The sequence below is a fragment of the Intestinibacillus sp. Marseille-P6563 genome, assembly GCF_900604335.1.
Lineage (GTDB): Bacteria > Bacillota > Clostridia > Oscillospirales > Butyricicoccaceae > Butyricicoccus_B.
Window position 1 is genome coordinate 44,689 of the sequence record NZ_UWOD01000002.1, and the last position, 24,457, is coordinate 69,145.

21 protein-coding genes, 2 pseudogenes and 1 riboswitch are annotated in these 24,457 nt (G+C 49.1%); of the genes and pseudogenes, 8 read left to right on the forward strand and 15 right to left on the reverse strand.

Features of this window, described 5'->3' with window-relative positions; genetic code table 11:
• Positions 1-9: 9 nt before the first annotated feature.
• Positions 10-1,302 carry an amidohydrolase gene (locus EFB11_RS08305; protein WP_122789782.1) on the reverse strand — a complete coding sequence of 431 codons (1,293 nt, stop codon included), beginning with the start codon at positions 1,300-1,302 and terminating at the stop codon, positions 10-12.
• A 234-nt stretch (positions 1,303-1,536) separates the two neighbouring features.
• Between EFB11_RS08305 and sigG the strand changes: the two genes are divergently transcribed.
• Positions 1,537-2,307, forward strand: a complete 771-nt coding sequence (gene sigG / locus EFB11_RS08310) for an RNA polymerase sporulation sigma factor SigG (RefSeq protein ID WP_122789783.1) — start codon at positions 1,537-1,539, stop codon at positions 2,305-2,307.
• Positions 2,308-2,372: 65 nt separating this feature from the next.
• On the opposite strand, the gene EFB11_RS08315 is transcribed toward sigG, so the two are convergent.
• The 7 genes from EFB11_RS08315 to EFB11_RS08345 all read right to left on the reverse strand — a co-directional run bounded on the left by EFB11_RS08315 (position 2,373) and on the right by EFB11_RS08345 (position 13,040).
• On the reverse strand, positions 2,373-2,828 hold the full coding sequence (locus EFB11_RS08315; protein ID WP_164706675.1) for a CBS domain-containing protein: 456 nt from the start codon (positions 2,826-2,828) through the stop codon (positions 2,373-2,375).
• 133 nt (positions 2,829-2,961) lie between these two features.
• A complete protein-coding gene (locus EFB11_RS08320) occupies positions 2,962-4,710 on the reverse strand; it encodes a bifunctional homocysteine S-methyltransferase/methylenetetrahydrofolate reductase (RefSeq protein ID WP_122789785.1) in 1,749 nt (582 codons plus the stop codon).
• Positions 4,711-4,723: 13 nt separating this feature from the next.
• Positions 4,724-7,060: a homocysteine S-methyltransferase family protein gene (locus EFB11_RS08325; RefSeq protein WP_122791265.1), complete on the reverse strand. Its 2,337-nt coding sequence runs from the start codon at positions 7,058-7,060 to the stop codon at positions 4,724-4,726.
• 22 nt (positions 7,061-7,082) lie between these two features.
• Complete coding sequence (locus EFB11_RS08330; RefSeq protein WP_122789786.1) at positions 7,083-7,763, reverse strand: vitamin B12 dependent-methionine synthase activation domain-containing protein; 681 nt, start codon at positions 7,761-7,763, stop codon at positions 7,083-7,085.
• A 79-nt stretch (positions 7,764-7,842) separates the two neighbouring features.
• The gene (locus EFB11_RS08335) at positions 7,843-8,718 is read right to left on the reverse strand and encodes a TraX family protein (protein ID WP_164706676.1); all 876 of its coding nucleotides are present in this window, start codon (positions 8,716-8,718) and stop codon (positions 7,843-7,845) included.
• A gap of 136 nt (positions 8,719-8,854) precedes the next feature.
• On the reverse strand, positions 8,855-10,099 hold the full coding sequence (locus EFB11_RS17360) for a 2-hydroxyacyl-CoA dehydratase (RefSeq protein ID WP_122789788.1): 1,245 nt from the start codon (positions 10,097-10,099) through the stop codon (positions 8,855-8,857).
• Positions 10,083-13,040, reverse strand: coding sequence for an acyl-CoA dehydratase activase (locus EFB11_RS08345; RefSeq protein WP_122789789.1), 2,958 nt, complete (start codon positions 13,038-13,040; stop codon positions 10,083-10,085). The genes EFB11_RS17360 and EFB11_RS08345 overlap by 17 nt, the downstream gene beginning before the upstream one ends.
• Before the next feature lie 492 nt (positions 13,041-13,532).
• A riboswitch (SAM riboswitch) is annotated at positions 13,533-13,645 on the forward strand.
• A 94-nt stretch (positions 13,646-13,739) separates the two neighbouring features.
• Here EFB11_RS08345 and metK point away from each other — a divergent pair.
• The 3 genes from metK to EFB11_RS08360 all read left to right on the forward strand — a co-directional run bounded on the left by metK (position 13,740) and on the right by EFB11_RS08360 (position 16,373).
• Positions 13,740-14,924 (forward strand): methionine adenosyltransferase, encoded by a 1,185-nt coding sequence (metK, locus tag EFB11_RS08350; protein ID WP_243115196.1) that lies wholly within the window; start codon positions 13,740-13,742, stop codon positions 14,922-14,924.
• A gap of 153 nt (positions 14,925-15,077) precedes the next feature.
• Positions 15,078-15,305, forward strand: a complete 228-nt coding sequence (locus EFB11_RS08355; RefSeq protein WP_206424198.1) for a FeoA family protein — start codon at positions 15,078-15,080, stop codon at positions 15,303-15,305.
• A gap of 6 nt (positions 15,306-15,311) precedes the next feature.
• Positions 15,312-16,373: a FeoB small GTPase domain-containing protein gene (locus EFB11_RS08360; RefSeq protein ID WP_164706677.1), complete on the forward strand. Its 1,062-nt coding sequence runs from the start codon at positions 15,312-15,314 to the stop codon at positions 16,371-16,373.
• Between the two features lie 15 nt (positions 16,374-16,388).
• Here the strand turns inward: EFB11_RS08360 and EFB11_RS17550 are convergent.
• The 3 genes and pseudogenes from EFB11_RS17550 to EFB11_RS08370 form a co-directional block, all read right to left on the reverse strand.
• Positions 16,389-16,436, reverse strand: a pseudogene (locus EFB11_RS17550) (hypothetical protein); the annotation flags it as partial.
• A 9-nt stretch (positions 16,437-16,445) separates the two neighbouring features.
• Complete coding sequence (locus EFB11_RS08365) at positions 16,446-17,540, reverse strand: tetratricopeptide repeat-containing glycosyltransferase (protein WP_206424172.1); 1,095 nt, start codon at positions 17,538-17,540, stop codon at positions 16,446-16,448.
• Positions 17,537-17,785, reverse strand: a complete 249-nt coding sequence (locus EFB11_RS08370; RefSeq protein WP_122789792.1) for a hypothetical protein — start codon at positions 17,783-17,785, stop codon at positions 17,537-17,539. The genes EFB11_RS08365 and EFB11_RS08370 overlap by 4 nt, the downstream gene beginning before the upstream one ends.
• Positions 17,786-17,918: 133 nt before the next feature.
• On the opposite strand from EFB11_RS08370, the gene EFB11_RS08375 reads away from it, so the two are divergent.
• A complete protein-coding gene (locus EFB11_RS08375) occupies positions 17,919-19,349 on the forward strand; it encodes a recombinase family protein (RefSeq protein ID WP_122789793.1) in 1,431 nt (476 codons plus the stop codon).
• A gap of 20 nt (positions 19,350-19,369) precedes the next feature.
• A pseudogene (locus EFB11_RS17165) lies at positions 19,370-19,528 on the forward strand (nucleoside recognition domain-containing protein); the annotation flags it as partial.
• 318 nt (positions 19,529-19,846) lie between these two features.
• Here EFB11_RS17165 and EFB11_RS08385 read toward each other — a convergent pair.
• From EFB11_RS08385 to EFB11_RS08400, 4 genes are read right to left on the reverse strand one after another with little or no spacing between them, the layout of a single operon-like run.
• Positions 19,847-20,293, reverse strand: a complete 447-nt coding sequence (locus EFB11_RS08385; protein ID WP_122789794.1) for a sensor histidine kinase — start codon at positions 20,291-20,293, stop codon at positions 19,847-19,849.
• Complete coding sequence (locus EFB11_RS17555; RefSeq protein WP_442906882.1) at positions 20,257-20,508, reverse strand: histidine kinase dimerization/phospho-acceptor domain-containing protein; 252 nt, start codon at positions 20,506-20,508, stop codon at positions 20,257-20,259. Before EFB11_RS17555 ends, EFB11_RS08385 begins: the two co-directional genes overlap by 37 nt.
• An 18-nt stretch (positions 20,509-20,526) precedes the next feature.
• Positions 20,527-21,072: a hypothetical protein gene (locus EFB11_RS08395; protein WP_122789796.1), complete on the reverse strand. Its 546-nt coding sequence runs from the start codon at positions 21,070-21,072 to the stop codon at positions 20,527-20,529.
• A complete protein-coding gene (locus EFB11_RS08400; RefSeq protein ID WP_122789797.1) occupies positions 21,069-21,749 on the reverse strand; it encodes a response regulator transcription factor in 681 nt (226 codons plus the stop codon). Before EFB11_RS08400 ends, EFB11_RS08395 begins: the two co-directional genes overlap by 4 nt.
• A gap of 687 nt (positions 21,750-22,436) precedes the next feature.
• Between EFB11_RS08400 and EFB11_RS08410 the strand changes: the two genes are divergently transcribed.
• Positions 22,437-23,729: an HlyD family efflux transporter periplasmic adaptor subunit gene (locus tag EFB11_RS08410; protein ID WP_279220561.1), complete on the forward strand. Its 1,293-nt coding sequence runs from the start codon at positions 22,437-22,439 to the stop codon at positions 23,727-23,729.
• Complete coding sequence (locus EFB11_RS08415) at positions 23,729-24,457, forward strand: ABC transporter ATP-binding protein (RefSeq protein ID WP_122789800.1); 729 nt, start codon at positions 23,729-23,731, stop codon at positions 24,455-24,457. The genes EFB11_RS08410 and EFB11_RS08415 overlap by 1 nt, the downstream gene beginning before the upstream one ends.

Genomic DNA, 24,457 nt, shown 5'->3' on the forward strand with positions numbered 1-24,457 from the left:
TCTGCCCCCTTAACTCCGCACTTGTTTGATAATGGCATCGGTATACTTCTGCGTCTCTGCTTGTGCGCGTTCAATATCAATAGTGCGGTATTCCCCATCCTGATACAAGACCTCACCATCTACCATCGTTAGCTTCACATCACATCCCTGCGCTGCAAATACAAGATTGCAGGGTACGTCGGTTGCCGGATACATCCACGGCACATCGGTATCTAGTACAATCAAATCGGCTTTTTGTCCGACAGCAATCTTGCCACTGTCTTCCCGGCCTTGTGCCTGGAAGCCATGGAGAGTAGCAGCTGCCAATGCCTGCTGCGGAGTTACTACGGTTGGGTCGTGCGTTACTCCCTTATACAGCAAGCCAAACAGATACAGATCCTGCATCAGGTTCAGATTATTATTGGAAGCACATCCGTCGGTTCCCAAGGCAATACGGATGCCGCACTCGAGCATTTTGGGTACAGGCGCAAATCCAGATGCCAGTTTCATATTGCTGACCGGATTGCAAGCAACTGTAACATCTTTCCGCTTGAAGATGTCCAAATCTGCATCTTCTACCCACACGCAATGTGCAGCCAAGGTCGGCTGATCCAGCAAGCCCAGCGATTCAAAATAGGCTGCGGGCGTCATCCCATGTCTTGCCTTGCACTCTTCATGCTCCTTTTGGGTTTCTGAAAGGTGGACATGTACTCTTGCACCCGCTTCCTTGGCATGTCTTGCAACCGCTTCCACCACTTTGGGCGTTGTGGTATATTCCCCATGGATACAGAGATCGATTTTAAGTCGACCATTTCCTGCATTGTGATAGTTTTTCAGCAAATCGACATTATCCCGATATGCTTCCAAATCTTTATAGTCCTGATCGCTAAAAACCGTAAGGCCTCGGCTCAGGTTGCATTTCATACCGCTTTTCAAAATCGCGTCTGCCATAGTTTGGCAATAAAAATACATATCTGAGAAAGACACCGTACCAAATCGCAGCATTTCCGCGCATGCCAGCGTCGTTGCTGCATGAATCGCTGGATCGGTGAAACAATCTTCAAAGGGAAATACCTTTTCATTGAGCCAACGATCGAGCGGTAAATTCTCCGCATATCCACGCAGCATCACCATGGGTGCATGCGAATGCGCATTGACAAAACCCGGCATGAGCAAACGATGCCGGCCTACATAATGATTCCCCCAATTCCCTTCCGGCTTTTGTGCACCCACATAGGTGATCTTGCCATCTTTCACGCCAACGAACTGATCTTTCTGCACCTGAAAATGTTCATCTAAAAAATCAATATGTTCAAATAACATATGCGCCCTCCTTTTGAAGCGTCTTGCGTTTATTCTTTATTATAACATGCACTGCATAAGATGACAAATCCCGAGCAGCTGCACCCTTTCCTTTTGCATACTTATTCATACCTTCAAAAAAAGCACGCGAATATCGTCGTATTTTTAAAAATATACCGTTCCTCGCCGAGTATGTTTGTCCTGCATTGGGGCAAAATGCTTTTACAAAACGCGATTGGAACGGAGGCAAACAGGATGCAAACAAAGGTTGAGATCTGTGGGGTAAACACATCTCAGTTATCTGTGATCCCATCAGATCAAATGGAACATCTGTTACGCCGGGCCACTGCAGGTGATACAAACGCACGGGAACGACTCATCAACGGGAATCTGCGGCTGGTACTATCGGTAATACAGCGATTTAACGGCCGCGGAGAATCGGTGGATGATCTTTTTCAGGTAGGGTGCATTGGTTTAATCAAAGCGATTGACAATTTCAACTGCGATTTGAATGTAAAATTTTCCACCTATGCTGTTCCAATGATTATCGGAGAAATCCGTCGATATTTACGGGACAACAGCACGATCCGTGTGTCTCGTTCGATGCGAGATACCGCTTATAAGGCCTTACAAGCCAAAGAAACCTTCATTCGAGAGCACCAGCGGGAACCAACCATTACCGAACTGGCTAAAGCACTGGATATGAAAGAAGAAGATGTCGTCTTTGCCTTAGATGCCATCGTCGAGCCCATTTCGCTTTTTGAGCCTGTTTTTTCGGATGGAGGTGATGCGATTTGCGTGATGGACCAAGTAGGCGATCATAAAAACACCGATGAACATTGGCTGGAACAGATTGCTTTGCGTGAGGCCATCCGTTCTCTTAGCAAACGAGAGCAACGCATCGTACAAATGCGTTTTTTTGAAGGACGCACGCAAATGGAGGTCGCCGATGAAATACACATTTCACAGGCGCAAGTCAGCCGATTGGAAAAGGGTGCTTTGGAACGTATCCGAAAACAGATTTGATGCTCCCCATAGAAGATTAAATGTAAAACCGGCTAGTTTCCTAGCCGGTTTTGTTCTGTTCTTCTTTATACAACTGCTGCCGCCATTTTCATCGGACTGCTTGCCTTCGCGCTTTCCTTCTGGCAATGCTCCAGTTCGTTCAGACAATATCCCAGAATACGTTGGCGCGTCACAATGCCTACAAAGCAATCCCGGTCGTCAATTACAGGGACAAAGTTTTGATGCAAAGCCGTATGCATTAAATCATAGATCTGTGCCTCTGCACGCACCGGTTTGTTGCAAATGTGGCGCTTGACCGCATCCATGCGTAAGGTTTCTCGTTCTTTCCAGATTTCCGGCTCATTCAGCGCCCAAAGGAAGTCCCCTTCGGTCACTGTGCCGACATACTGCCCTTCCCGCGTAATCAGCGGTACGGCAGTATAGCTGGTCGATCGCAAAATTTCCAGGCCTTCGGCAATCGTCTGGTCGTTATACAAATATGTAACATCACTTTTATGCGTCAAAAACAACATAATATTCATATGGCATCTTCTTTCTGTTTTCATAGCGGAAAGGTGGTTTTGATTTATCTGTATTGTACCAAATGCTTAGAAAGCTTGCAAGAGATACCAAAGATATTTAACAAACTGTACATTATTTTCACAAAATCGTAAATTATCGTAGAGCATTTAGAATCCGTTCCATGAGCGATACCCGCTGAAAAGGAGTAATAAGGTACCAGCCCTCGGTGACGGATTCCATACGCCGTGCAAGCTGCACCGACAGTTCGACCGCTAAATCCTCGGCAGCATCACGATCCAAATCCCGATATTGCTCTACAATCTCTTCCGGAATGTCGATACCTGCCATCTCCTGGCTCATAAACAAGGCATTACGGTGACTGACAATCGGGATGACACCACCCAAAATAGCTGCTTGCAGTGTTTCATGGGCACGTGCCAAATTTTCAAATGCACGGTCCGTAAACACTGGCTGCGTCAAAAAGGCACAGACGCCAGCTTCTTGCTTGCGAACAGCCTTTTTCAGTTCCGCGTCAAAATTGCGGGCATTGACATTCAATGCACCATACACATGGAACGGAGCGGCCAGCCCCTCCTCGGACAATTGCCGAATATACCCTGCCAAAACAACGGAATTAAAGGAGAATACTCCTTTCACCTCATCCCGTGCAGCGGACGGAATGGGATCTCCCGTCACAACCAACACATTATGTACCTGTTCGGCTGAAAGTCCCAGCAGCAATGCCTTGGTTGCATTGATGTTGCGATCCCGGCAAGTCATGTGTGGAATAGGATCGATATCCAGTTCACGCCGCAATTTGGCCGCGAGCAAGGAAGAGTCCACTCGCACCCGGGCAACCGGGCAATCTGCAATTGTAATCGCATCGACACCTGCAGCTTTTAAATGACGTGCTCCGGTCATAAATTTATCGATATTCGCATCTGCGGGTGGGTCTAATTCCATCGCAATGACACGTTTGCCTGCCTGCATTTTTTCTGCAAACCGATTTCGTACCGTTGTGGAAATCGATTTTGCCGGTTTGCGAATGGCGTCTGTCTTCCGCAGATGTTTTCCCTGTAAGATGCCCGCTGTTTGCCGAATATGTTCCGGGGTCGTTCCGCAACAGCCGCCTAATATCTGTACGCCAGATGCAATCAAATCCTCGCAACGGGCTGCAAAATAGGCCGGGCTACCGTCAAAAACCGTACGGCCATTTTGGACCGTCGGATACCCTGCATTTGGCATAATCGAAAGCGCCGTTTCCCCATCCGCAAAGTCGGGCACCAATTCCTTTGCCAAAGTAAACAGATGAAGAGGGCCCGATACGCAGTTCAGACCCGCTGCATCGATATTCTGATCAGCCCGGACCCGTGATAAAATCGTGCGCACCGACAGTCCCTGCCGGGTAAATCCATCCGGTGTTGCTGCGAACGAAACCATGACATACGCGTCCGGATTCTGCTTTTTGATATAAGCTGCCAAATCGTGAAGCGGTTCGTCATCCGCAAAGGTTTCAAACAAAAACCGCGTTGCACCCAATGACAGAAACTGTTTCACGATGTCCTGGTATTCTGCGGTGGACTCCGGTAAAGGACCAATATCGGCAAAAACCTCGGCATTCCCTGCCGTGCGCTTGGCAATCTCCCACCCTGCTGTAATGACTTGGCTCACTTCATCCCAGGTACATTCGCACACCTGGGTATTGGCTCCAAAGGTGTTGGTTTTGATTGCCTTTGCCCCTGCTTCGATATATGCACGATGAATGGCTTCAATCCGTTCTGGGTGACGCAGATTGGCCCATTCGCATTTTGCAGTATCCTCTGGATATTGGGTCGCATAGTAGGTGCCCATGGCACCATCAAACAGCAAAACATGATTTTTGATATACTCTTTTACGTCCATTTGTTCCTCCGAATCAGCCCAAAACCGACCGTGCAATATCCACCGATTCCTTGGCATCCCGTGCGTAGAAATCAGCACCCATCTTTTGCGCATATTCCGGCGTCAAGACGGCACCGCCGACCCAGACTTTGCAGTCATGTCCGGATTCCCGCAGCGCCTGGATGGTCTTCTCCATGCTGCCCAGCGTTGTTGTCATCAAGGCGGACAAGCCAATCAGGTGAACATCCTGCTCGATTGCCGTTTCGACGACGCGGTCAATCGCCACATCCCGGCCCAAATCGAGCACCTGGTACCCATAGTTTTCCAAAATCGTTTTCACGATATTTTTGCCGATATCATGGATATCGCCCTTGACCGTTGCTACAATGATTTTGCCTTTGGATACCGACTCAGCGCCATGCGCTGCAATCGATGCTTTGATTTTTTCAAATGCTTCTTGGGCAGCGCCGGCTGAGTTGATCAGCTGCGGCAAAAAGATCTCTCCACGTTCAAAGCGCTCCCCGACCAAATCCAACGCTGGAATGAGCCAGGTATTGACGATATTCAGTTCGCTCTCCCCTTGTTCCAGCATCTGCTCGGTCAAACGGCGAGCGTCATCTTTCAAGCCTTTGGCCACCGCGCGAATCAGCGGGGGAAGTTCTTCCTCCCCGGACACGACCTGTGCTACGGGTGCCTGGCTTGTCTGCACCTGCGGCATATGGGCACAGGCTTCGATATAATCCTGCGCATTTTTATCCTGGTTGTAGAGCACCCGGAACACCCGAATGGCCTGCATCACAGCGGCACTGTTGGGATTGATGATTGGCAAATCGAGTCCATGCGCCATGGCCAGGGTCAAAAAGCCAGTCGTAATCAAATCGCGGCACGGCAAACCAAACGAAATGTTGGATACGCCCAGTACACAGTGCAGACCCAAACGGTCGCGTACCATCTGCATTGCCCGCAGGGTTTCCACGGCTTTATCCTGTTCGGCTGATACGGTCAGGGTCAGACAGTCAATGAACACATCTTCCTTGGCGATTCCATACGACTGCGCTGCCTTTAAAATTCGTTCGGCAATCGCAAACCGCTCTTCTGCCGTGGCCGGGATTCCGTTTTCATCCATTGCCAGACCAATGACCGCTGCACCATATTTTTTAGCAATCGGCAGTACGCGTTGCAACACACCGGCCTCACCATTGACCGAGTTCACGATTGCCTTACCATTGACAACGCGCAGACCCGCTTCGATCGCTTCTGGGTCGGAGGAATCGATTTGCAGCGGCAAGTCGGTCACACTTTGGATCGCTTTGACCACTCGTACCATCATTTCGGCTTCGTTGATTCCCGGCAGACCTACATTGACATCCAGAATATCCGCCCCTGCGTCTGCCTGCTCCACCGCTTGATGCAGGATATAATCCATATCCCCATCCCGCAGAGCCTGCTGAAAACGCTTTTTACCCGTCGGATTGATGCGCTCACCAATGACTCGCACGCCATCCACATCGACCACGCAAGTTGGACTGCATACACGGGTATGCCGCGCAACCGACCGCATTGCTGGCTGCTTGCCCTGCGTCATTTCGCAAATTTTTTGAATGTACTCCGGCGTTGTGCCACAGCATCCTCCCAAGATGGATACGCCCATCGCCAAATAGTCCTGCATCAAAGCTGCAAATTCATCCGCCTGAATGCTGTATGCGCCAGTCGCAGGATCGGGCAGACCGGCATTGGCTTTGACAATGATCGGCAGTGCTGTTGCCGCGCACAAGCGCTGGACAATCGGCTGCAGCTCCCGCGGCCCCAAAGAGCAGTTGACGCCCATTGCATCTACGCCGAGACCTTCCAAAGTAGCGGCCATAGCTTCTACCGAGCATCCGGTAAACGTGCGGCCGCTGGCTTCAAAGGTCATGGTGACAAATACCGGCAAGTCGGTGTTTTCTTTGGCTGCTAATACGGCTGCCTTTACTTCGTAAAGATCGGTCATGGTTTCGATGACGATCAAATCCGCACCAGCCTGCGCTCCGGCTACCATCATTTGCTGGAACATTGCATAGGCATCCTCAAATTTGAGCGTGCCGTAAGGTTCGAGCAATTGCCCAATCGGACCAATGTCCAGCGCAACGCGAACGCTTGTACCTGCTGTCGCCTTTTTGGCGCAGGCAATCGCCGCCTGGATGACCGGTTCCACCGGTTGATCGTCCGGCAATTTGTATCGGTTGGCGCTGAATGTATTGGCATACACCACATCAGCACCAGCCTGCACATAAGCTGTATGAATCGCTGTAATCTGGTCCGGGTCCGTCAAGCACAGAAGCTCGGGATTATGTCCCGGTAGTAAGCCGTTTTTTTGCAACATGGTGCCCATCGCACCATCTAAATATAAAATTTTATCGTCCACAGGTCTTTCCTGCCTTTCTGAAGGTACAATTTACAAACATCGAACAATATGCACAGCCACGGAAGCGTTTGGTCTGCGGCTTGTGTGCCAGTCCAAAGATTGCCGTCACCGATTTTCGCGGTGTGAGGATATAGGATTCGGTCATCGACAAACCAATCTGTCTTGCCGTATCCAAAAGAGCAACCATCTGCTTTTGAAATGCCAGTGGCATATCTCCATACCCAGGGCTAAACCGGTCGGTTGGGTAAATCGTCCCTGACAGCTGCTGTAAAATAATCTGCTCGACCTGATCACAGACCGCTTCGATTGCGGAAGATCCGCAGCAATCCAAAATCAATGCCCGCGTCATATCTGCGATTTCAGCCCGATGGATAGCTGCCTCCAACGGCATTCCCAGGGTTGCTGCCATGAGAACGCACTGCTTACAATCTTGCAACAGCGCTGCAAGATCCTTCCCTGGCAGCGGGATCTCTGTTCCCTTCAGCATGATTTGATCTTCCTGCCGTACCAAGTCAAGAACTCGATAGGTAAAGCGCGGCTGTACGATGCGCAGGGTATCTGTCATACAAACCTGTATTTGTTTATCGACATCTGTTGGGATGTCACTTCCTCGCCAGCCCAGATATTGTAACACTTCCGCATGGGAAAAATCTGAAAGTACCAGCTCCATAGACTCCTCCTTGTGATTTATGATTCCTACTCAAATCGTAGTATATCATAAAATCAGACAAAAAGACAGCCTATTCTACTCAAATCACAAAGGCCCGGATAAAATCTCGAATCAAACCAAGCACCAGCAGGTGCCCCGGGTAGAAAGCATAGATCAGTCGGCTCTTGCGTGGCCTGCTCGTTGCGTCATATTGATAATGGGCAATGAGTATGAGCGCAATCGCCACGCCGGCTATCCAAAAAATATCTCCGATATCGGGATTCGCAAGCCACGAAGTTTCCCATGCACTCTGCAAAGACTCCCACCTCAGCGATTGCAAAATGGGCCACAGACCATAGAAAAAATACATGAAAGCGCCTAAAATTGATACCTTGGCCCATCTCTGCTTGCAAAGATACACGAGTGCTGTCATGGGAAGACAAATCTCCCAATATTCTGCACCAAACACCATACACGCCAGATACAAAATGATAAAAATCAAAAATACTCGGATTGCATACAGCACTCGATGCTTTGTCTTTCTCTGAAAATTCTGTATCGCCCAAATCAACAGCACACTAGCAAAAAGGCTCCAAATCACATTATTCTGATTATGTATTCCTGCATTGAACTGCGCGATAAACGCACGGAAGCTTTCCAGCGGCGTCGTCCAACTCCACCCGACAAATGCAAAATCAAAACAAAATTCCGATACAAACGCGGCAATTCCCAAACGGAATGCGTATTTTCGAATATCTCTTGTATGGATGCATCCATCCACGATGAGAAAAGCAAATATAGGAAAGGCCATTCTCCCTATGCCATACAGCAAATCGGTACATCGGGCTGCCAACATGATATTGTCCGTACGAAAATAGATCACCTGAAACAGACCTAGGACTGAGTTGAAATGATCGATCAGCATAGCAATCATCGCGATGATTTGTAAGGTATTACGTGAGATTTGTTTTTTCATCATCATCCCCTCCTTTTTCTTCATTATGGCAGGGCATGATTTAAAAATAAAGTACGCAACCATTTAAGGTTTCTTTAAGATTGATTTCGCAACTTATGTAACAAAAGAGCTGGTCCTACGACCAGCTCTTTTCCTTTTATTCTGCTGTGGAAAGCATCAACTTGATACGGTTTTCCTGATTGATTTTGGAAGCACCCGGGTCATAATCGACCGAAACAATGTTGGCATCTGGATATTTCTCTCGAATTTTACGGACCATACCCTTACCGGCAATATGATTCGGTAGGCACCCGAACGGCTGGGTACATACGATGTTTTTCACGCCCTCGGTAATGAGTTCTACCATTTCTGCCGGGAGCAGCCATCCTTCGCCCATTTTCACGCCTTCTCCGATGATATTCTGTGACAATTTTCGCACATGGTCAAAATACTGCGGCGGACGGAATCGTCCATGCTTTTCAATCGCAGCAATCAAATCTTTCTGTTTGCTTAAAACCAATTTATAGATACCCTGGTTCGTTAGTGCGGTTTTCATCGAACGCCCATAAAGTTTATGGTCAATGATGCCATTGTAAATGCAGTACAGACAGAAATCCAACAAGCCTGGCAAGACCGGTTCACAGCCTTCGGACACCAAGAAGTCTTCCAAATGATTATTGCCCAGTGGAGAGAATTTCACGTAAATCTCTCCGACAATACCCACTTTTTTCTTTTTCACCGAAGTATCTACCGGTACCTTTGAGAACGCCTCCAATACGAACTGATACAGACGCTTGACTTCTCCATAACGAATGAGCCGATTGCCTGTAAAGCGCTCGGAAACGGTACGGATACAGATGTCCACTGCCTTTTGCGAGGCACCCTTCATCTTTTCATAGGGCCGCACCTGATTATGTAGCATCATGATCAGGTCGCCGATCAGCAGACCATAGGCAATCTGCACCATCATTTGTGGGGTCAGCTTAAAGCCCGGATTGTCCTCCAAGCCGGAGAAATTGAGCGAAATGACCGGGATATAGTCATACCCGTTTTTCTCAAGCGCTTTACGCAATAGATGGATGTAGTTCGATGCACGGCAGCCGCCGCCCGTCTGACTCATAATTAGCGCAATTTTATGCGTATCGTATTTTCCACTTTCAATGGCATGAATCAACTGGCCAATGGACAGCAACGCAGGATAACAGGTATCATTGTGCACGTTTTTCAGACCAGTCTCCACAATCGCTTGCCCATCGGTTGTCAGCAGTTCCATATTGTAGCCATAGTTTTTCATGATCTGAAGGGCCAGCCCGAACTGAATAGGGAGCATATTGGGCACGAGGATGGTATAATCCTTCTTCATATCCTCGGTAAAGGCCACTCGATTATTGCTGTTTTGCAAGCTTTTTGCCCTCCTCTACCGCGGCGATCATACTGCGAATACGAATCTTTGCCGCGCCAAGATTATTGATCTCATCGATTTTGAGCTGTGTATAGATCTTATCACCCGCCTCTACGATCGAGCGGATCTCATCGGTGGTAATCGCATCAATGCCGCAGCCAAACGATACCAGCTGAATCAGCTGCGCATTTTCCTTATGAACGACATAGTTGGCCGCAGAATACATACGCGAATGATACGTCCACTGGTTCAGGACGCGTACCTTGGGCGCTTCTGCCAGCTGCCAGACTGCATCCTCGGAAACAACAACCATGCCATACGAAGAAATCAACTGATTGAGGCCATGGTTGATCTCCGGATCGATGTGATACGGACGGCCTACGACCACCGCAATCTGTAAGCCATGCTTATCGGCATAGGCAATAGCCTTGCGACCTTCTTCCTGAATCGCTGCATAGTAATCATCGAGCGCCTGATATGCCGCCTCTGCCGCAGCTGCAATCTGTTTTTTGTGCAGCGCGGGATACTTCTTGCCAAAGAAACGATGTGCCTGCTTGATGAACTCCTTATGGTCAGACAGTTCAAAATACGGCATCATGAAATCGAAATCCTGCAACTCTGCGACATTGGCTGCGAGCAGTTCAGGATAATAAGCAACCACAGGGCAGTTGTAGCAGTTATCGCCGCGATGCTCATTCAGATTATAGGTCATGCACGGATAGAAAATCGCGTCTACACCCTTGCTCAGCAGATTATCGATATGTCCGTGCATGAGTTTCGCCGGATAGCAGACTGTATCCGACGGGATGGAGTGCTGTCCCTTTTGGTACATATCCCGCGTGGACACATCGCTTCGTACCACTTCGAATCCAAGCTCTGTCAGGAATGTCGTCCAGAACGGATACAGTTCGAAAATATTCAGTCCAAATGGCAAGCCGACCTTTCCAAGTCTTACATTGCCCTTGGGAGCCAAAGTATCATAACTTTTAAGTTTTTCCAACTTCCAGGCATACAGATCCGGAAGTTTTTCGCTTTCGCCCTTGCCCAGCGGCCGTTCGCAGCGGTTACCGGAAACAAACCGGCGGCCACCCGAAAAAGTATTGACGGTCAAGTTACAATGGTTGGTGCACAAACCGCAGCGTACACTCCGCGATTCGTGCTGGAAACCAGCCAGTTCCTCTGCGGAAATCAACTCGGTCTGTTCCGGACGATGGTCCATGGCGTGCAAAGCCGCGCCATATGCCCCCATCAGTCCCGAAATCGCCGGACGTGTCACTTCCCGGCCGATTTCCTGCTCAAACGACCGTAAAATGGCATCGTTCAGGAAGGTACCGCCTTGGACTACGATGTGCTGACCCAGATCGTCGGGCGATGTTGCACGAATAACTTTATATAGCGCATTCTTGACGACCGAAACCGAAAGGCCGGCCGAAATCGCATCGATTCCCGCGCCATCCTTTTGCGCCTGTTTGACCGAAGAGTTCATGAATACCGTGCAGCGGGAACCCAAATCGATGGGATGCTGTGAAAACAGACCCAGCTTACAAAATTCTTCGATCGAATAGCCCATCGAACGGGCAAAGGTTTCGATAAAGGAACCACAGCCCGAAGAACAGGCTTCGTTCAGGAAAATATTATCGATGCAGTGATTGCGGATTTTAAAACATTTGATATCCTGGCCACCGATGTCGATAATAAAGTCAACATCCGGGCAGAAATGCCGCGCGGCACGGAAATGTGCTACCGTTTCTACTAGGCCATGATCGATACCAAAAGCGCTCTTGATCAGTGCCTCACCATAGCCGGTGACTGCCGAAGACACAATATGTACCCGATCCCCACATAGCTCATACAGTTTTTGCATCTGCTCATGGATGACATCCACCGGATTGCCCTTATTGGGTGCATAATGGTGGAACAAAATCTGATGGTCACGACCAATCAGAACGATTTTAGTCGTCGTCGAGCCACAGTCGATCCCTAAAAATGCGTCGCCTTCATATACGGTTACATTTTCAGTCATCACATCATGTTTGCCATGACGCTGCGTAAATTCCCGATACTCTTCCTGAGAAGTAAACAGCGGATTCAAATACTGCGAAATGACTGGTTCGCCAGCTGCTTTCTCTAAAATATCCAAAAGCTGTTCAAACCCATATTCTTTCGTGGTATCACTGGCATACTCCGCTGCACCCGCCGCAATGGCATATGGCGCTAGCTCCGGAAAATGAGCATGCTCTTTATCCAGTCCCAACGTTTCCTGGAACCGGCGCTGCAAACCCATAAAGAAAAAGAGCGGACCGCCCAAGAACAAAACGTCGCCCTCGATCGCACGGCCTTGTGCAAGGCCCGAGATCGTCTGATTGACGACAGCCTGGAAAATCGAAGCGGCTACGTCCTCTTTGCGTGCACCTTCATTGAGCAGGGGCTGAATATCCGATTTTGCAAATACACCACAGCGAGAAGCAATCGTATAGATACGTTCTGCATCCAAGCTCAGTTCGTCCAATTGTGCCGGGGTGACATTGAGCAGCACAGCCATCTGGTCAATAAATGCGCCAGTACCACCTGCGCAAGAGCCGTTCATACGCTCTTCCAGCTGACCTGTCAAGAATACGATCTTTGCATCTTCACCGCCCAATTCAATGACGACATCGGCCTTCGGAACATGCGTACCGACCGCCTTGCGTGTCGCGTAAACTTCCTGCACAAAATCCACGCCGCTGGCCTTGGCAACACCCAATCCAGCCGAACCGGTGATCGCTGCTTTCAAGGTATCCTTCCCAATCACGCCTGCGGCATCACGCAACATTTCGCATGCTTTTTCGCGTACCTTTGAAAAGTGGCGTTCATATCGTTTATAGATAATTTCGCCAGCGCGTACAGCCACCAACTTTACGGTGGTAGAACCAATATCAATTCCTAAACTTACTAAACTCATATCTTCATTCCTATTTCCATCGAAACTCTTTGATGTGCTTCATTCATGCATACTGTATATCTATGCTGAATCAGGCACTAGTACTCGTATAGCAATGTAATACTACAACGAAACTTTTTCAAAGTCAAATCCAGATGTTATGAAAAAGCGCTTTTTATTGTTAAGATGCCGTTAAGAATGCTGAAACATACCAAAATCGCACAAAATCCGATGAATTATTTGCTTTGCAATCGGGCATTTTTATGAATTTTATCGTTTCCCTTCCCTTGCATAAAAGAGCAACGGCTGCATGCTGTGCTTTACACTTTTTCACACGGAATCACTCCGATATTTCCTGTGTTTCAGTTTTTCATTTCACCGATCGAACAACAGGATGACTCTTCCGATTTTTCTGAAACATCCGATATTTCGACCGGTTGGGAGATTTTTCTCCAATCGACCGCTTGACATTTGCATTGTCTTTCGTTAAAATATAGTTAATTTCATAAAGATACCTTATCAAGAGTGGTGGAGGGATCGGCCCAATGAAACCCGGCAACCTGCAAGCATGCAAGGTGCCAAATCCGGCGGGAATTCTGTTCGCTCAACGAACCGAAAGATGAGGCATGATGGTGCTCTCTCCGCTGGGGAGGGCTTTTTTGATGTCAGGAATCCACCAATCTTCGCGGTTATTTTATCATAGAAAGGACTTTTATAATTATGGCAAGACATCTGTTTACTTCTGAATCGGTCACCGAAGGACATCCCGACAAAATTTGTGACCAAGTATCCGATGCGATTTTGGATGCTATGCTTGAAAACGACCCCTATGCCCGCGTCGCCTGTGAAACCACTTGCACCACTGGCATGGTTTCTGTCATGGGCGAAATCTCCACCAAGTGCTATGTCGATATTCCGAAGGTAGTCCGCGAGGTCATCCGTGAAATCGGCTACGACCGCGCAAAATACGGTTTTGACTGTGATACCTGTGCGGTTCTGACGACCATTGACGAGCAGAGCGCGGATATTGCATTGGGTGTCGATAATTCGCTCGAGCGCAAAGAAGGCGGTGAAGAAGCCGAACTGGCAACTGGTGCCGGTGACCAGGGCATGATGTTTGGGTATGCCTGCAATGAAACCCCGGAACTCATGCCGCTGCCCATTTCTCTGGCTCACAAAATGGCCAAGCGTTTGACCCAAGTCCGGAAAGATGGCACCTTCGACTATCTGCGTCCGGATGGTAAGACGCAAGTTACGGTTGAGTATGATGACAACAACCAACCGGTACGTGTTGATACGATCGTATTGTCTACCCAGCATTCTCCCGAAGTTTCCCTGTCCCAAATCCGCCGCGATATGGTCGAACATGTCATCACTCCGGTGATTCCGGCGCATCTGCTGGATGAAAACACACGTTTCTTTGTCAATCCGACCGGCCGTTTTGTCATCGGTGGCCCGCAGGGCGACTCTGGTCTAACTGGCCGTAAGATCATTGTAGATACATATGGTGGCATTGGCCGTCATGGCGGCGGTGCATTTTCGGGCAAGGACCCGACCAAGGTGGACCGTTCGGCGGCCTATGCTGCACGTTATGTTGCGAAAAACATCGTAGCCGCTGGACTCGCAGATCGCTGTGAAGTGCAGCTTGCCTATGCGATTGGCGTTGCACATCCGGTATCCATCATGGTCGATACGTTTGGAACCGGCAAGGTCGACGAAGCTAAGTTGGCACAGGCCGTAGAAACCGTCTTTGACTTACGTCCTGCCGCAATCATCAAGACTCTGGGGCTGCGCCGTCCGATCTATCGCCCGCTGGCAGCTTATGGCCATATGGGCCGCGAAGAACTGGGCGTTGCCTGGGAAAAGACTGACCGCGTCGAAGATCTCAAAGCTGCTGTACAATAAAAAAATATTGCAAAAAGGATGCCATATGGCATCCTTTTTTGTGCCTTCCCCCGCGCGGACTCTGACAAGCACCATAAAAATCGACCCGCATAAAATGATAAGGAACGAAAACTATCCCTTCTCAATCTCAAATAGAAAGGTCGATTGATCATCATGCACTCTTTCTCCCTTGCACAGATGCGCCCCGGACAGGCCGCGCATATCAAAAACTTGCATCTTTCAGGCTCCATTCGGCAACGTTTGTCGGATTTGGGTCTGATTGAAGGTACCCGCATTGAATGTGTGCATCGCAGTCCCGCCGGAGACCCTGCTGCATACTTATTTCGCGGAACCATCATCGCCCTGCGACAGCACGATAGCCAAAACATTGAGGTGATCTGATTGGGTTTGACAAATAAAAGCGTCGGCTGGCACTGTCAGCGTAAGATGCAGCAAGCATGTCATGCAGAGGACTTGATCATCGCGCTGCTTGGCAATCCCAATACTGGAAAAAGCACAGTATTCAATGCTTTGACCGGACTCAATCAGCATACGGGAAACTGGGCTGGCAAAACGGTCGAAACCGCCTATGGAGTGACCATGCATCACGGACAGCGATTTGTCCTGGTAGATCTGCCCGGCACCTATTCCCTGGCTACCAAGACCCCCGAAGAAGAACTAGCCCGCGATTTTCTTTTGCATGGTCAGGCGGGCTGCACGATTGTTGTGGTGGATGCGACTTGCCTGGAACGCAATTTGCATCTGGTATTGCAAACCATACAACTGTTTCCCAAAACCATTGTATGTCTCAATTTGATGGACGAAGCCAAACGCAAAGGGATTCAAATTGATATTCCACGCTTGGAAGAACTGCTCGGTATTCCTGTGGTTCCCTGTGCGGCCCGGTCCGGCAAGGGGTTATCCAAGCTGTTGGAAACCGCATATCAAGTTCACTTAGGAACCCGTACGGTTTGCCCGGTTCCCATTCCTTATACGGAGCCGGTTTCGTCTGAAGAAACCACGACCGAATGGCTGGAACAAAACACTGCTTCCATTGTTCTGCGGGCTGAGGAAATTGCCAATCTAACGGTACAGGCACAACAAGATCTTTTACGCAGTCGTGACCGAAAAATTGACCGCATTTTAACCAGCCGGCATTGGGGCATCCCCGTCATGCTGCTTTTGCTTGCGCTGACTCTTTTCCTCACGATTGTTGGAGCCAATGTACCCAGCGAATGGCTATCCCGTCTCCTGTTTGGAATGGTGCCATTCTTTGAGTCCATCTTATCCTTCTTCCATGCTCCGCCTTGGCTGCACAGCCTGCTCATTGACGGCGTCTGGAACGTGCTGGCGTCCACTATCCCCGTGGGTTGTGATACCATCTTGCCGTTCCTCAGAAGGTCGAAGAATCTGCATCAAAATTGGAAGTACATTTTCGGTCATATGATTCTGGGGTACCATCAACTGTGACACATCTTCCAAAACAGTACCATCTTTGCGGTGATGTACGATCTGTATTGTTTGCTGCTCCATGCTGCCTCCTCATCCGTGCGCTACCTTTTCCAAAGCTTTTTCCATCCAGACGCGGTTATTTTTGAGCCGTTCTTCCTGCGGCGAAAGCTCCAACGCTTTCTTTACATCGGCCAGCGCCTGCTCGACCCGACCGGTATAATACAGTCCTAACGATCGCAAATCCCACGGCAAACTGCCCCATGCTTCGCTTTCACAAATATAGGTCCGAGGTCGTTCGACAATCGCAAGGGCACAGTTTGTCAAATAGACCACGCCATCCCAGTCTTTTTTAGCATATAGGACTTTGGCCAAATCCATATAGGGCTCCCGCAGATGGGGAGCTTCGGCAATGGCGCGCCAAAACCAAACCATGGCTTGTGGCTCTTGCCCTTTTTTCAAATAAGACTTTGCAATATACCGCATGGAAGCACATCGTTCATCCAGCCAGGTTGCCCGCGGCATGGACAAATGATGCAGCAGCGTCTGGATACACCGATCCCATTGCCCATAGAAAAAATATTCCCGCCCCAGATAATGCATATTACGGTCATCCTCCGGGGCTTCCTGTACCGATAATTCTAGCAGCGGCAAATATTGACCACGAGATTTCTTCGGATCGGCATGGTGATCCAACTGTATGCCTTCCACAAATATTTTTTCACCTGGCTGACTTTCGCCGATTCGCTGTATCACTTCATGCACCGGATGCTCCCACCGGAACCCATGCCTTGCATGAATTTTTTCGATCCAAAATACATACCCTTCTGAGCCATCTGGATTGAAGTTCCAAGTGTAGCGATAGGATGCCTGCATCGTGCCCAGTTTCCAAGCTTCTTCCAGCTTTTTTCGCCAACCCGGATGGAATACTTCATCCAGATCGGTACACACGCAAATATCCGCATCCTCCGGTACATAGGACAGCGACCGATTACGCGCAACGTCAAATCGCCAAGGGGTGATTTGCTCCTGAAACACCTTGGCGCCTGCCTGCCGCAGCTTGGCTACGGTATCATCCTGTGATCCCGTATCCAGCACGATCACTTCATCAGCTTCGCGCATGGATTCCATCCATGTATCTACAAAAGCACTTTCATTTTTACAAATCGCGTATACACAGATTTTCACGAGTTCTTCCCTTCTTCCTGCTGGGGCTCCAAAAGACCGGCTGCGCGTAAATTCGCCAACAAACAGTTAAACTGCGGTACGATATCGTCCAATCCCTGTGCATCCGAAACTGCCAGTGCTTGTTTTTCCATGGTTTCCTCGCTTTCGGCGGACTCCATGCCGGCATACGGCAATGGAGCATTCATCATGGCCGGTGGGGTCCAGGATTCGCTGAACAAACCACCATATGTCTGCGGACCTTGCATATGATTCTCCTCCCTCAAAGCATTCTTTTTCATCATATGCTGCATGGAAACTTGGGTTGAATGGTTTTGAAAAAGAGCGTCTATCTCCTAGTCTATTTCCATATTTTAAGGAATAGAATAGGAGGTTTTTTATATGAGTTCGGAACACACTTTGCCGCAAGCTGCACTGTATGTGCGCGTTTCCACACAGGAACAAGCGACCGAAGGCTATTCCATCCAGGCACAACTTGAACGGCTGCGCGCCTATTGTACTGCCCGCGGCTGGCAGGTGGCCCGCGAGTATGTCGACCCCGGTTACTCAGGTGCCAAGCTGGACCGCCCGGCGATCCAGCGCCTGATTTCCGATATTCGTCATGCTGCGTCCAGTATGGATGTTGTCGTAGTATTTAAACTGGACCGCTTGAGCCGCAGTCAAAAAGACACCCTGTTTTTGATCGAGGATGTCTTTTTGAAAAATCAGGTGAACTTTATCTCCATGAATGAAAGCTTTGACACGACAACACCGTATGGTGTCGCGATGATCGGTATTTTATCCGCCTTTGCACAGCTTGAGCGGGAAAATATCAAGTTACGTACCCAAATGGGACTGGAGGAGCGTGCCAAAGAAGGATATTGGCGTGGCGGCGGACATCCTCCCATTGGTTATCGGTACGACCCTGCGACGGGTATTTTACAGGTGAATCCCGATGAAGCCATTCAAATCCAAACAATATTTGACCTGTTTGTCAATAAGCAAAAATCCCTGCGGCAGATCGCATCCCAGATGACGCGACAATATCCCGATCGTGCTGGCACTTATGCCAGTTCTTCGGACATCGCTCAAATTTTAAAACGCAAGACCTATCTCGGATACGTTCCTTGGAAAGGTCAATTGTATCCTGGCCGCCACGAACCTTTAATCTCTGTACAAATTTTTTCACGTGCGCAGCAACTACTCTCCCAAACATCGTCCAAGTCGATGTCCCATCGCAGTTTTCTATTGACCGGTCTTGTCTGGTGCGGGCACTGCGGCGCCCGGTACTATGCGATGGGAGCCTATCGTGGTTCCAAGCGTTTGCCCTGTGCGGAACGTACACTGATTCATACATACACCTGCTATTCCCGTGCCAAAACATCCCCAAAAATGGTGCGAGACCCTCACTGCAAAAACAAGAACTGGCCGATCACCGACCTGGAAACCATCATTTGGAGCGCTTGCTGCTCGCTGCACTGGCAATCGTTTGATTTGCCGCAACCCGAAACAACACCTACATCGCTTCAAATCCAAAAGCGCCTGTCAGAAATCCGTCAGCAGTCGGCGCATCTATTGGATCTATATCAAATGCAGCCCATGGATGAGATTGCTGCGCGCCTGGAACGATTGCAGCATGAAAAAAAACGCTTGACGAAGTTTCTCCGTCAAGCGCCTTCCGCCTCCGCATCATCTCATGGCTTCCTCGATAATACGCGCATCGTTTCCGTTTTAAAGCAGGCCGATTTCCAGCAAAAGCAGCACATTCTCCGCATTTTGATTGATCATATTGTTCTGCAAGATGATGCGATCCATATTTTCTGGAATTTTTAAGCGGTTCTCATACCGGAGGGATAGCGTCCATTATCTCGGTCATGTTGCCGCCTATGGCAATCTTTTTTCCCATTTTCACACTCTTAGAAGATGTAGGATATTTACCACGGGTGGCCTTTAATCTGGACCATGCATTCTGCAAAGCCCGTACTTGTGGCAAGCAAGCCCTTACCATGTGTAAAAGGCTGTATCGTGCTGAAAATAAAAGAACAGCGCTGCGGGCATTCACAGCGCTGTTCTTTTGGAGTGGCTCTGCGTTTCTGCAAGAGCGGTTTGGTCTGCCGTTTTGTAACCAGCGGTGCACTGGTTGCGGGCAGGCAGTTGCCCTAAGGGGAAAAAGGATAAAAAAAGAATTCGCCTTTGGGGATAAGGCTACGCGTCTGGACCTACGCCGTCCAAAACGCTTGGAAAACTGCGGATTGGGGATGATCACGCGTTTGTCTTCCATGGCTTAAAGTATATTGGACGAAGATTAAAGAGACATGAAAATTCAAAATTTATTTTTGAACTGGCAATTTTACATAAAATGTAGCACGCCCATCCTGATAATTCATCCATATTTTGCCTTTTTGCATCTTGACCATACTTCTCGCAATAGACAGGCCCAAGCCATATCCGCTTTGTTCCGCACGCGCAGGGTCCAATCGGTAAAACCGGTCAAACAGCTTTTGCGCTTGATACTCTGTGATTTCAGCTGAAGGGTTGGAAACTGTCAATACAGCATAACGATTGAGTTCCCGTTCCAGACGAACCTGTATCTTTCCTCCTGGCAAAGCATATTTTACCGCATTGTCCAACAAAATATCCGACAATCTACGCAAATCGTCCGGATTGCTCTTCACAAAGCATTCTGGTTCTATTTCGCTTTCAATCTCCAGGCCATGTTCAAAAATCAGCGGTTCAAAAGTCAATACACTACTTTCGACTGCATCGCTCCAATCCATGCGCTGCCTTGATGGGGTCGAGATGGGGCGTCAGAGCGTGCCAAAAAAAGCATACTTTCCACTAAGCGGCGCATACGTGTGCCTTCCACATGGATATTTTCAATCCAGCGGGCAGCCTGCGTGTCATTCTCGGACATAATTTGACGTTCCAGCATATCGGCATTGGATAAAATGACTGTTAGAGGGGTCTTCATCTCGTGTGAAGCATCGGCGATGAATTGTTTTTGCCGGTACTACGCTTGTTCCACGGGCCGCACAGCCCAGTTGGCAAAAATCAGACTCAGTACAAAAAATAGAACAATCGTGCCGCTGCCAATTAAAATGCTCGTAGCCAGAGTCGACCATTTGAGACGCTGTTCGAATTCTAGGTCGTGGCAGGCAATTCTCCACCCATCCGGCGTTTTTTGCCGTAGATACCGCAGATTGTATGCTTCCAATTCACCTTCTTCGTCAGCACGCGCCAGAATCTCGCCCGTGAGTTCGTCCAGATCGATTGTGAAGTGAAAGGTATCCCCCATGGTTTCTGTGATATTGCCTTCTTCATCGGCGACAATCAAAAAATACGGCAAACCAATGTTGCCGCCCTCTCCCTCCGGTATATCCGGCTGCCCAGCAATGCGCATTGGCTGTTCCGTCGCCGCACGCATCAGCATTTCCTGACTTGTCCGGCGGATATTATCGCTCGTAATGCCATAAAAAATGGCACACACCAAAATAATAATCAGGGTCACTACGATCATAATCGCTGCGACCATTTTCCATCGAAGCCGCCGAATCATGCCGGAGTATCCTGCCGCAAATGATAGCCCATCCGGCGCATGGCCTCAATACGAACGGTCGATTTGATGTGATTGAGTTTTTTTCGCAGAAACGATAGATAAACTTCCACCACATTCCCCTCCACTTCTGCTTCATATCCCCAAACCTTCACCAACATCGTTTCCTTGGAAGTTAAGTTTTCCCGGTTGATAAGCAGTAAGCGCATCAGTTCAAATTCACGCGCCGAAAGCGTCACCTGTCGTTTGCCGCACGACAACGTACTGGTCAGCAAATTCAGCGTCAAATCGCCATATTGCAGTTCTTCTGTCACAACATCCCCTTGGCGGCGCAAAAGTGCCCGCAGGCAGGCCAGCAGTTCTTCACAGGCAAAGGGCTTTGTCAAATAATAATCGGCTCCACAATCCAGGCCAGTTACGCGATCTGCCGTATCGGTCCGTGCCGTCAGAAGCAGCACAGGTAAAGCAACGCCTTCTTTTCGCAAATGCCGCACGATTTCAAAACCGTCCATCCCCGGCAGCATGACATCCAAAATCGCTGCATCATAGATGCCGATCATTGCATTATCCAAGCCGGATTCGCCGTCGCACGCCAAATCCACCAGATAATTTTCTTGTTCCAACATATCCTCTAGAGTGGATGCCAATCGTTTTTCATCTTCGACAACTAAAATCCGCATCTATGTTCTCCTTTCGTGCAGATACGGAGAGTATACCATGGTTATATTAAATTGGGCTGAATTGTGTGTTTTGTGTGAAATTTGATTTTCATCCGGTGCATGCCCGTCCGCTTTAAGCTTCCTTTAACATAAAACCGCTATGTTACTTACGGCAGATTTAGATCACGACATGCTGGAAGGTGATATTTTGAAGAAAACTCCTAGAATCAAGCACAAACACCCTTTTTCTGTTCTAAAACAACGATTACAAGGGCCTGCCCAAGCCATCCAAAAACGGCTGCCGTTTGTGTCTAAGACACCAAAAAATGTAAAATTCGCAAACGCTATATCGTCCTTGCGGTCGTTGTGCTCGCAGGCGGAGGATTCTTTGCATTCAAAAAGCTGACATCCCCTTCCGAAGAAGCTGCTCAAAGTTATACCGAGACCGAAGTCTCCCGGCAGACAGTCCAACGCACCCTATCTTCTACTGGAACGCTTGAGCCAGCTAACCAATACAATGTTACCTCTTCGGTACAAGGAGAGGTCCTATCCTGTACCTTTGAAGAAGGCGATATTGTCACCCAGGGACAAACACTTTACGAAATCGACAAGACGGATATGGAAAACAGCATCAGTCGCGCCCAGCTTTCGCTTCAGCAAAGCTAGAACAGCTACAACCAAACGGTCGAAAGTCTGGATGATCTCAACATCCGTGCCGACGACAGCGGCATGGTCATTGCGCTTTATGTAGAGCAAGGCGACCAAATCGAAGCCGGCACCAAAATTGCCGATATTCGCGATAGTTCGACGATGGAACTGCGTGTTCCCTTTGCTTCGGACGATGCCGCCAGCTTTTGGATTGGCGAAAGCGCAACAGTGACCATGGATGGTTCGTTTGAAACACTCACCGGTACCGTCAGTGCAATCGATGCTGCTGAAACCGTGCTTAACGGCTATCAAATCGTCCGCTATGTGACGTTAAAGGTCAGCAATCCCGGCGGCCTTTCTACCTCATCCGCTGCAACAGCCACCATTGATGGAAAAGCATGTACGACGGGCGGCACTTTTACTTACCAAAGTGAATCCACCATTACCTCCTCCGTATCGGGCAAGATCGCCTCGCTCAATATCCAGGAGGGCTCTTCTGTGACCGATGGGATGACCGTTGCTACCCTGTCATCGACATCCATTGAAAACCAGGTAGAAAACAGCGAACTTTCCCTACAAGATGCGCAGTTATCCTATCAAAACACGGTCGATCAACTGGATGACTATACCATTACTGCCCCCATTGCCGGTACGGTGGTGACCAAAAGTGTCAAAGTCGGCGATACGCTGGATGCGACCAACGGCCAAACTATCTTGGCAGTCATTTATGATTTATCCTATTTGACGTTTGATATTTCACTCGACGAACTGGATGTCAATGAAGTGAAAGTAGGACAGACGGTTGATATTACATGTGACGCTTTGGAGGGTGTGGAGATTTCAGGCGTCATCACCAAAGTTTCGGTTGCCGGAACGACCGAAAATGGGGTAACCACCTATCCAGTTACCGTCCAAATTGATAATCCTCCCGAGGATCTCCTTCCGGGTATGAATGTTGATGCGACCATTGTGGTTGACGAAGCAACCGATGCCATCACCGTTCCGGTGGCAGCGGTGCAGCGCGGCAATGTTGTATATGTGAAAGATGACAGCGCGAAGAACACCGATGGCATCATGGTAGGCGGTCAAACCCTTCCCGATGGCTGGAAGGAAGTTGAAGTCGAAACTGGTTTGTCGGATGATACGTCCATTGTCATCACCTCGGGTCTGTCGGAAGGCGATATTGTGTATGTGCCGCAGATTACGCAGGAATCCTCAGAAAATGGGGAGGAAATGATGCCTGGAGGCGGTATGCCCAGCGGTGGAGGCATGCCGAGCGGCGGCGGAATGCCCACTGGGGGCGGAGGGATGCCAAGCGGCGGCGGTGGAATGCCCAGTGGAGGGATGCCGTAATGAAACAAACGGTTTCCTCCCCAACCCCTTTGATCGAACTGCGCGACATCTATAAAATTTATCAGATGGGCGATACCGAAGTCCATGCCGCAGATGGCGTTTCGCTTTGCATTCAGGAAGGTGAGTTTGTCGCCATCGTCGGGCAATCCGGTTCGGGGAAATCCACACTCATGAATATCATCGGCTGTCTGGATGTCCCGACCAGTGGGTCCTATTTGTTAAAAGGCGAAGATGTTTCCCAGTTGACCGATGATGAGCAAGCCGACATCCGCAACAAAACATTGGGCTTTATCTTCCAACAATACAATCTCATCCCGAAGTTAACTGTACAGGAAAATGTGGAACTCTCTTTACTCTATGCCGGCATGCCAGCCGAAGAGCGTTCTCAAAGAGCGCGGTATCAACTCGATCGCGTCGGTTTGAAAGGCAAATATAAAAACCTTCCCTCTCAGCTTTCGGGCGGCCAGCAGCAGCGTGTATCGATCGCACGCGCGCTGGCCGGAGATCCTTCAGTCATCCTCGCCGATGAGCCAACCGGTGCACTCGATAGCCGCACCAGCCGGGAAGTGCTGGATTTCCTGCAAAAACTTCATCGGGAAGGCAACACAATTGTTTTGATCACACACGATAACGGCATTGCCGCGGAAGCCGAGCGCGTGGTACGGGTTGCAGATGGCAAGATCATTTTTGACGGCCCGGCGCGCGATGCCTTTCCAAGGGGGGACTGA

Bases quoted from the DNA above. Each gene is read 5' to 3' on its own strand.
- EFB11_RS08305 (WP_122789782.1), bottom strand. From the start codon at position 1,302: ATGTTATTTGAACATATTGATTTTTTAGATGAACATTTTCAGGTGCAG.
- sigG (WP_122789783.1), top strand. From the start codon at position 1,537: ATGCAAACAAAGGTTGAGATCTGTGGGGTAAACACATCTCAGTTATCT.
- EFB11_RS08315 (WP_164706675.1), bottom strand. From the start codon at position 2,828: ATGAATATTATGTTGTTTTTGACGCATAAAAGTGATGTTACATATTTG.
- EFB11_RS08320 (WP_122789785.1), bottom strand. From the start codon at position 4,710: ATGGACGTAAAAGAGTATATCAAAAATCATGTTTTGCTGTTTGATGGT.
- EFB11_RS08325 (WP_122791265.1), bottom strand. From the start codon at position 7,060: ATGGGCACCATGTTGCAAAAAAACGGCTTACTACCGGGACATAATCCC.
- EFB11_RS08330 (WP_122789786.1), bottom strand. From the start codon at position 7,763: ATGGAGCTGGTACTTTCAGATTTTTCCCATGCGGAAGTGTTACAATAT.
- EFB11_RS08335 (WP_164706676.1), bottom strand. From the start codon at position 8,718: ATGAAAAAACAAATCTCACGTAATACCTTACAAATCATCGCGATGATT.
- EFB11_RS08345 (WP_122789789.1), bottom strand. From the start codon at position 13,040: ATGAGTTTAGTAAGTTTAGGAATTGATATTGGTTCTACCACCGTAAAG.
- metK (WP_243115196.1), top strand. From the start codon at position 13,740: ATGGCAAGACATCTGTTTACTTCTGAATCGGTCACCGAAGGACATCCC.
- EFB11_RS08355 (WP_206424198.1), top strand. From the start codon at position 15,078: ATGCACTCTTTCTCCCTTGCACAGATGCGCCCCGGACAGGCCGCGCAT.
- EFB11_RS08370 (WP_122789792.1), bottom strand. From the start codon at position 17,785: ATGCAAGGTCCGCAGACATATGGTGGTTTGTTCAGCGAATCCTGGACC.
- EFB11_RS08375 (WP_122789793.1), top strand. From the start codon at position 17,919: ATGAGTTCGGAACACACTTTGCCGCAAGCTGCACTGTATGTGCGCGTT.
- EFB11_RS08385 (WP_122789794.1), bottom strand. From the start codon at position 20,293: ATGGATTGGAGCGATGCAGTCGAAAGTAGTGTATTGACTTTTGAACCG.
- EFB11_RS08395 (WP_122789796.1), bottom strand. From the start codon at position 21,072: ATGATTCGGCGGCTTCGATGGAAAATGGTCGCAGCGATTATGATCGTA.
- EFB11_RS08400 (WP_122789797.1), bottom strand. From the start codon at position 21,749: ATGCGGATTTTAGTTGTCGAAGATGAAAAACGATTGGCATCCACTCTA.
- EFB11_RS08415 (WP_122789800.1), top strand. From the start codon at position 23,729: ATGAAACAAACGGTTTCCTCCCCAACCCCTTTGATCGAACTGCGCGAC.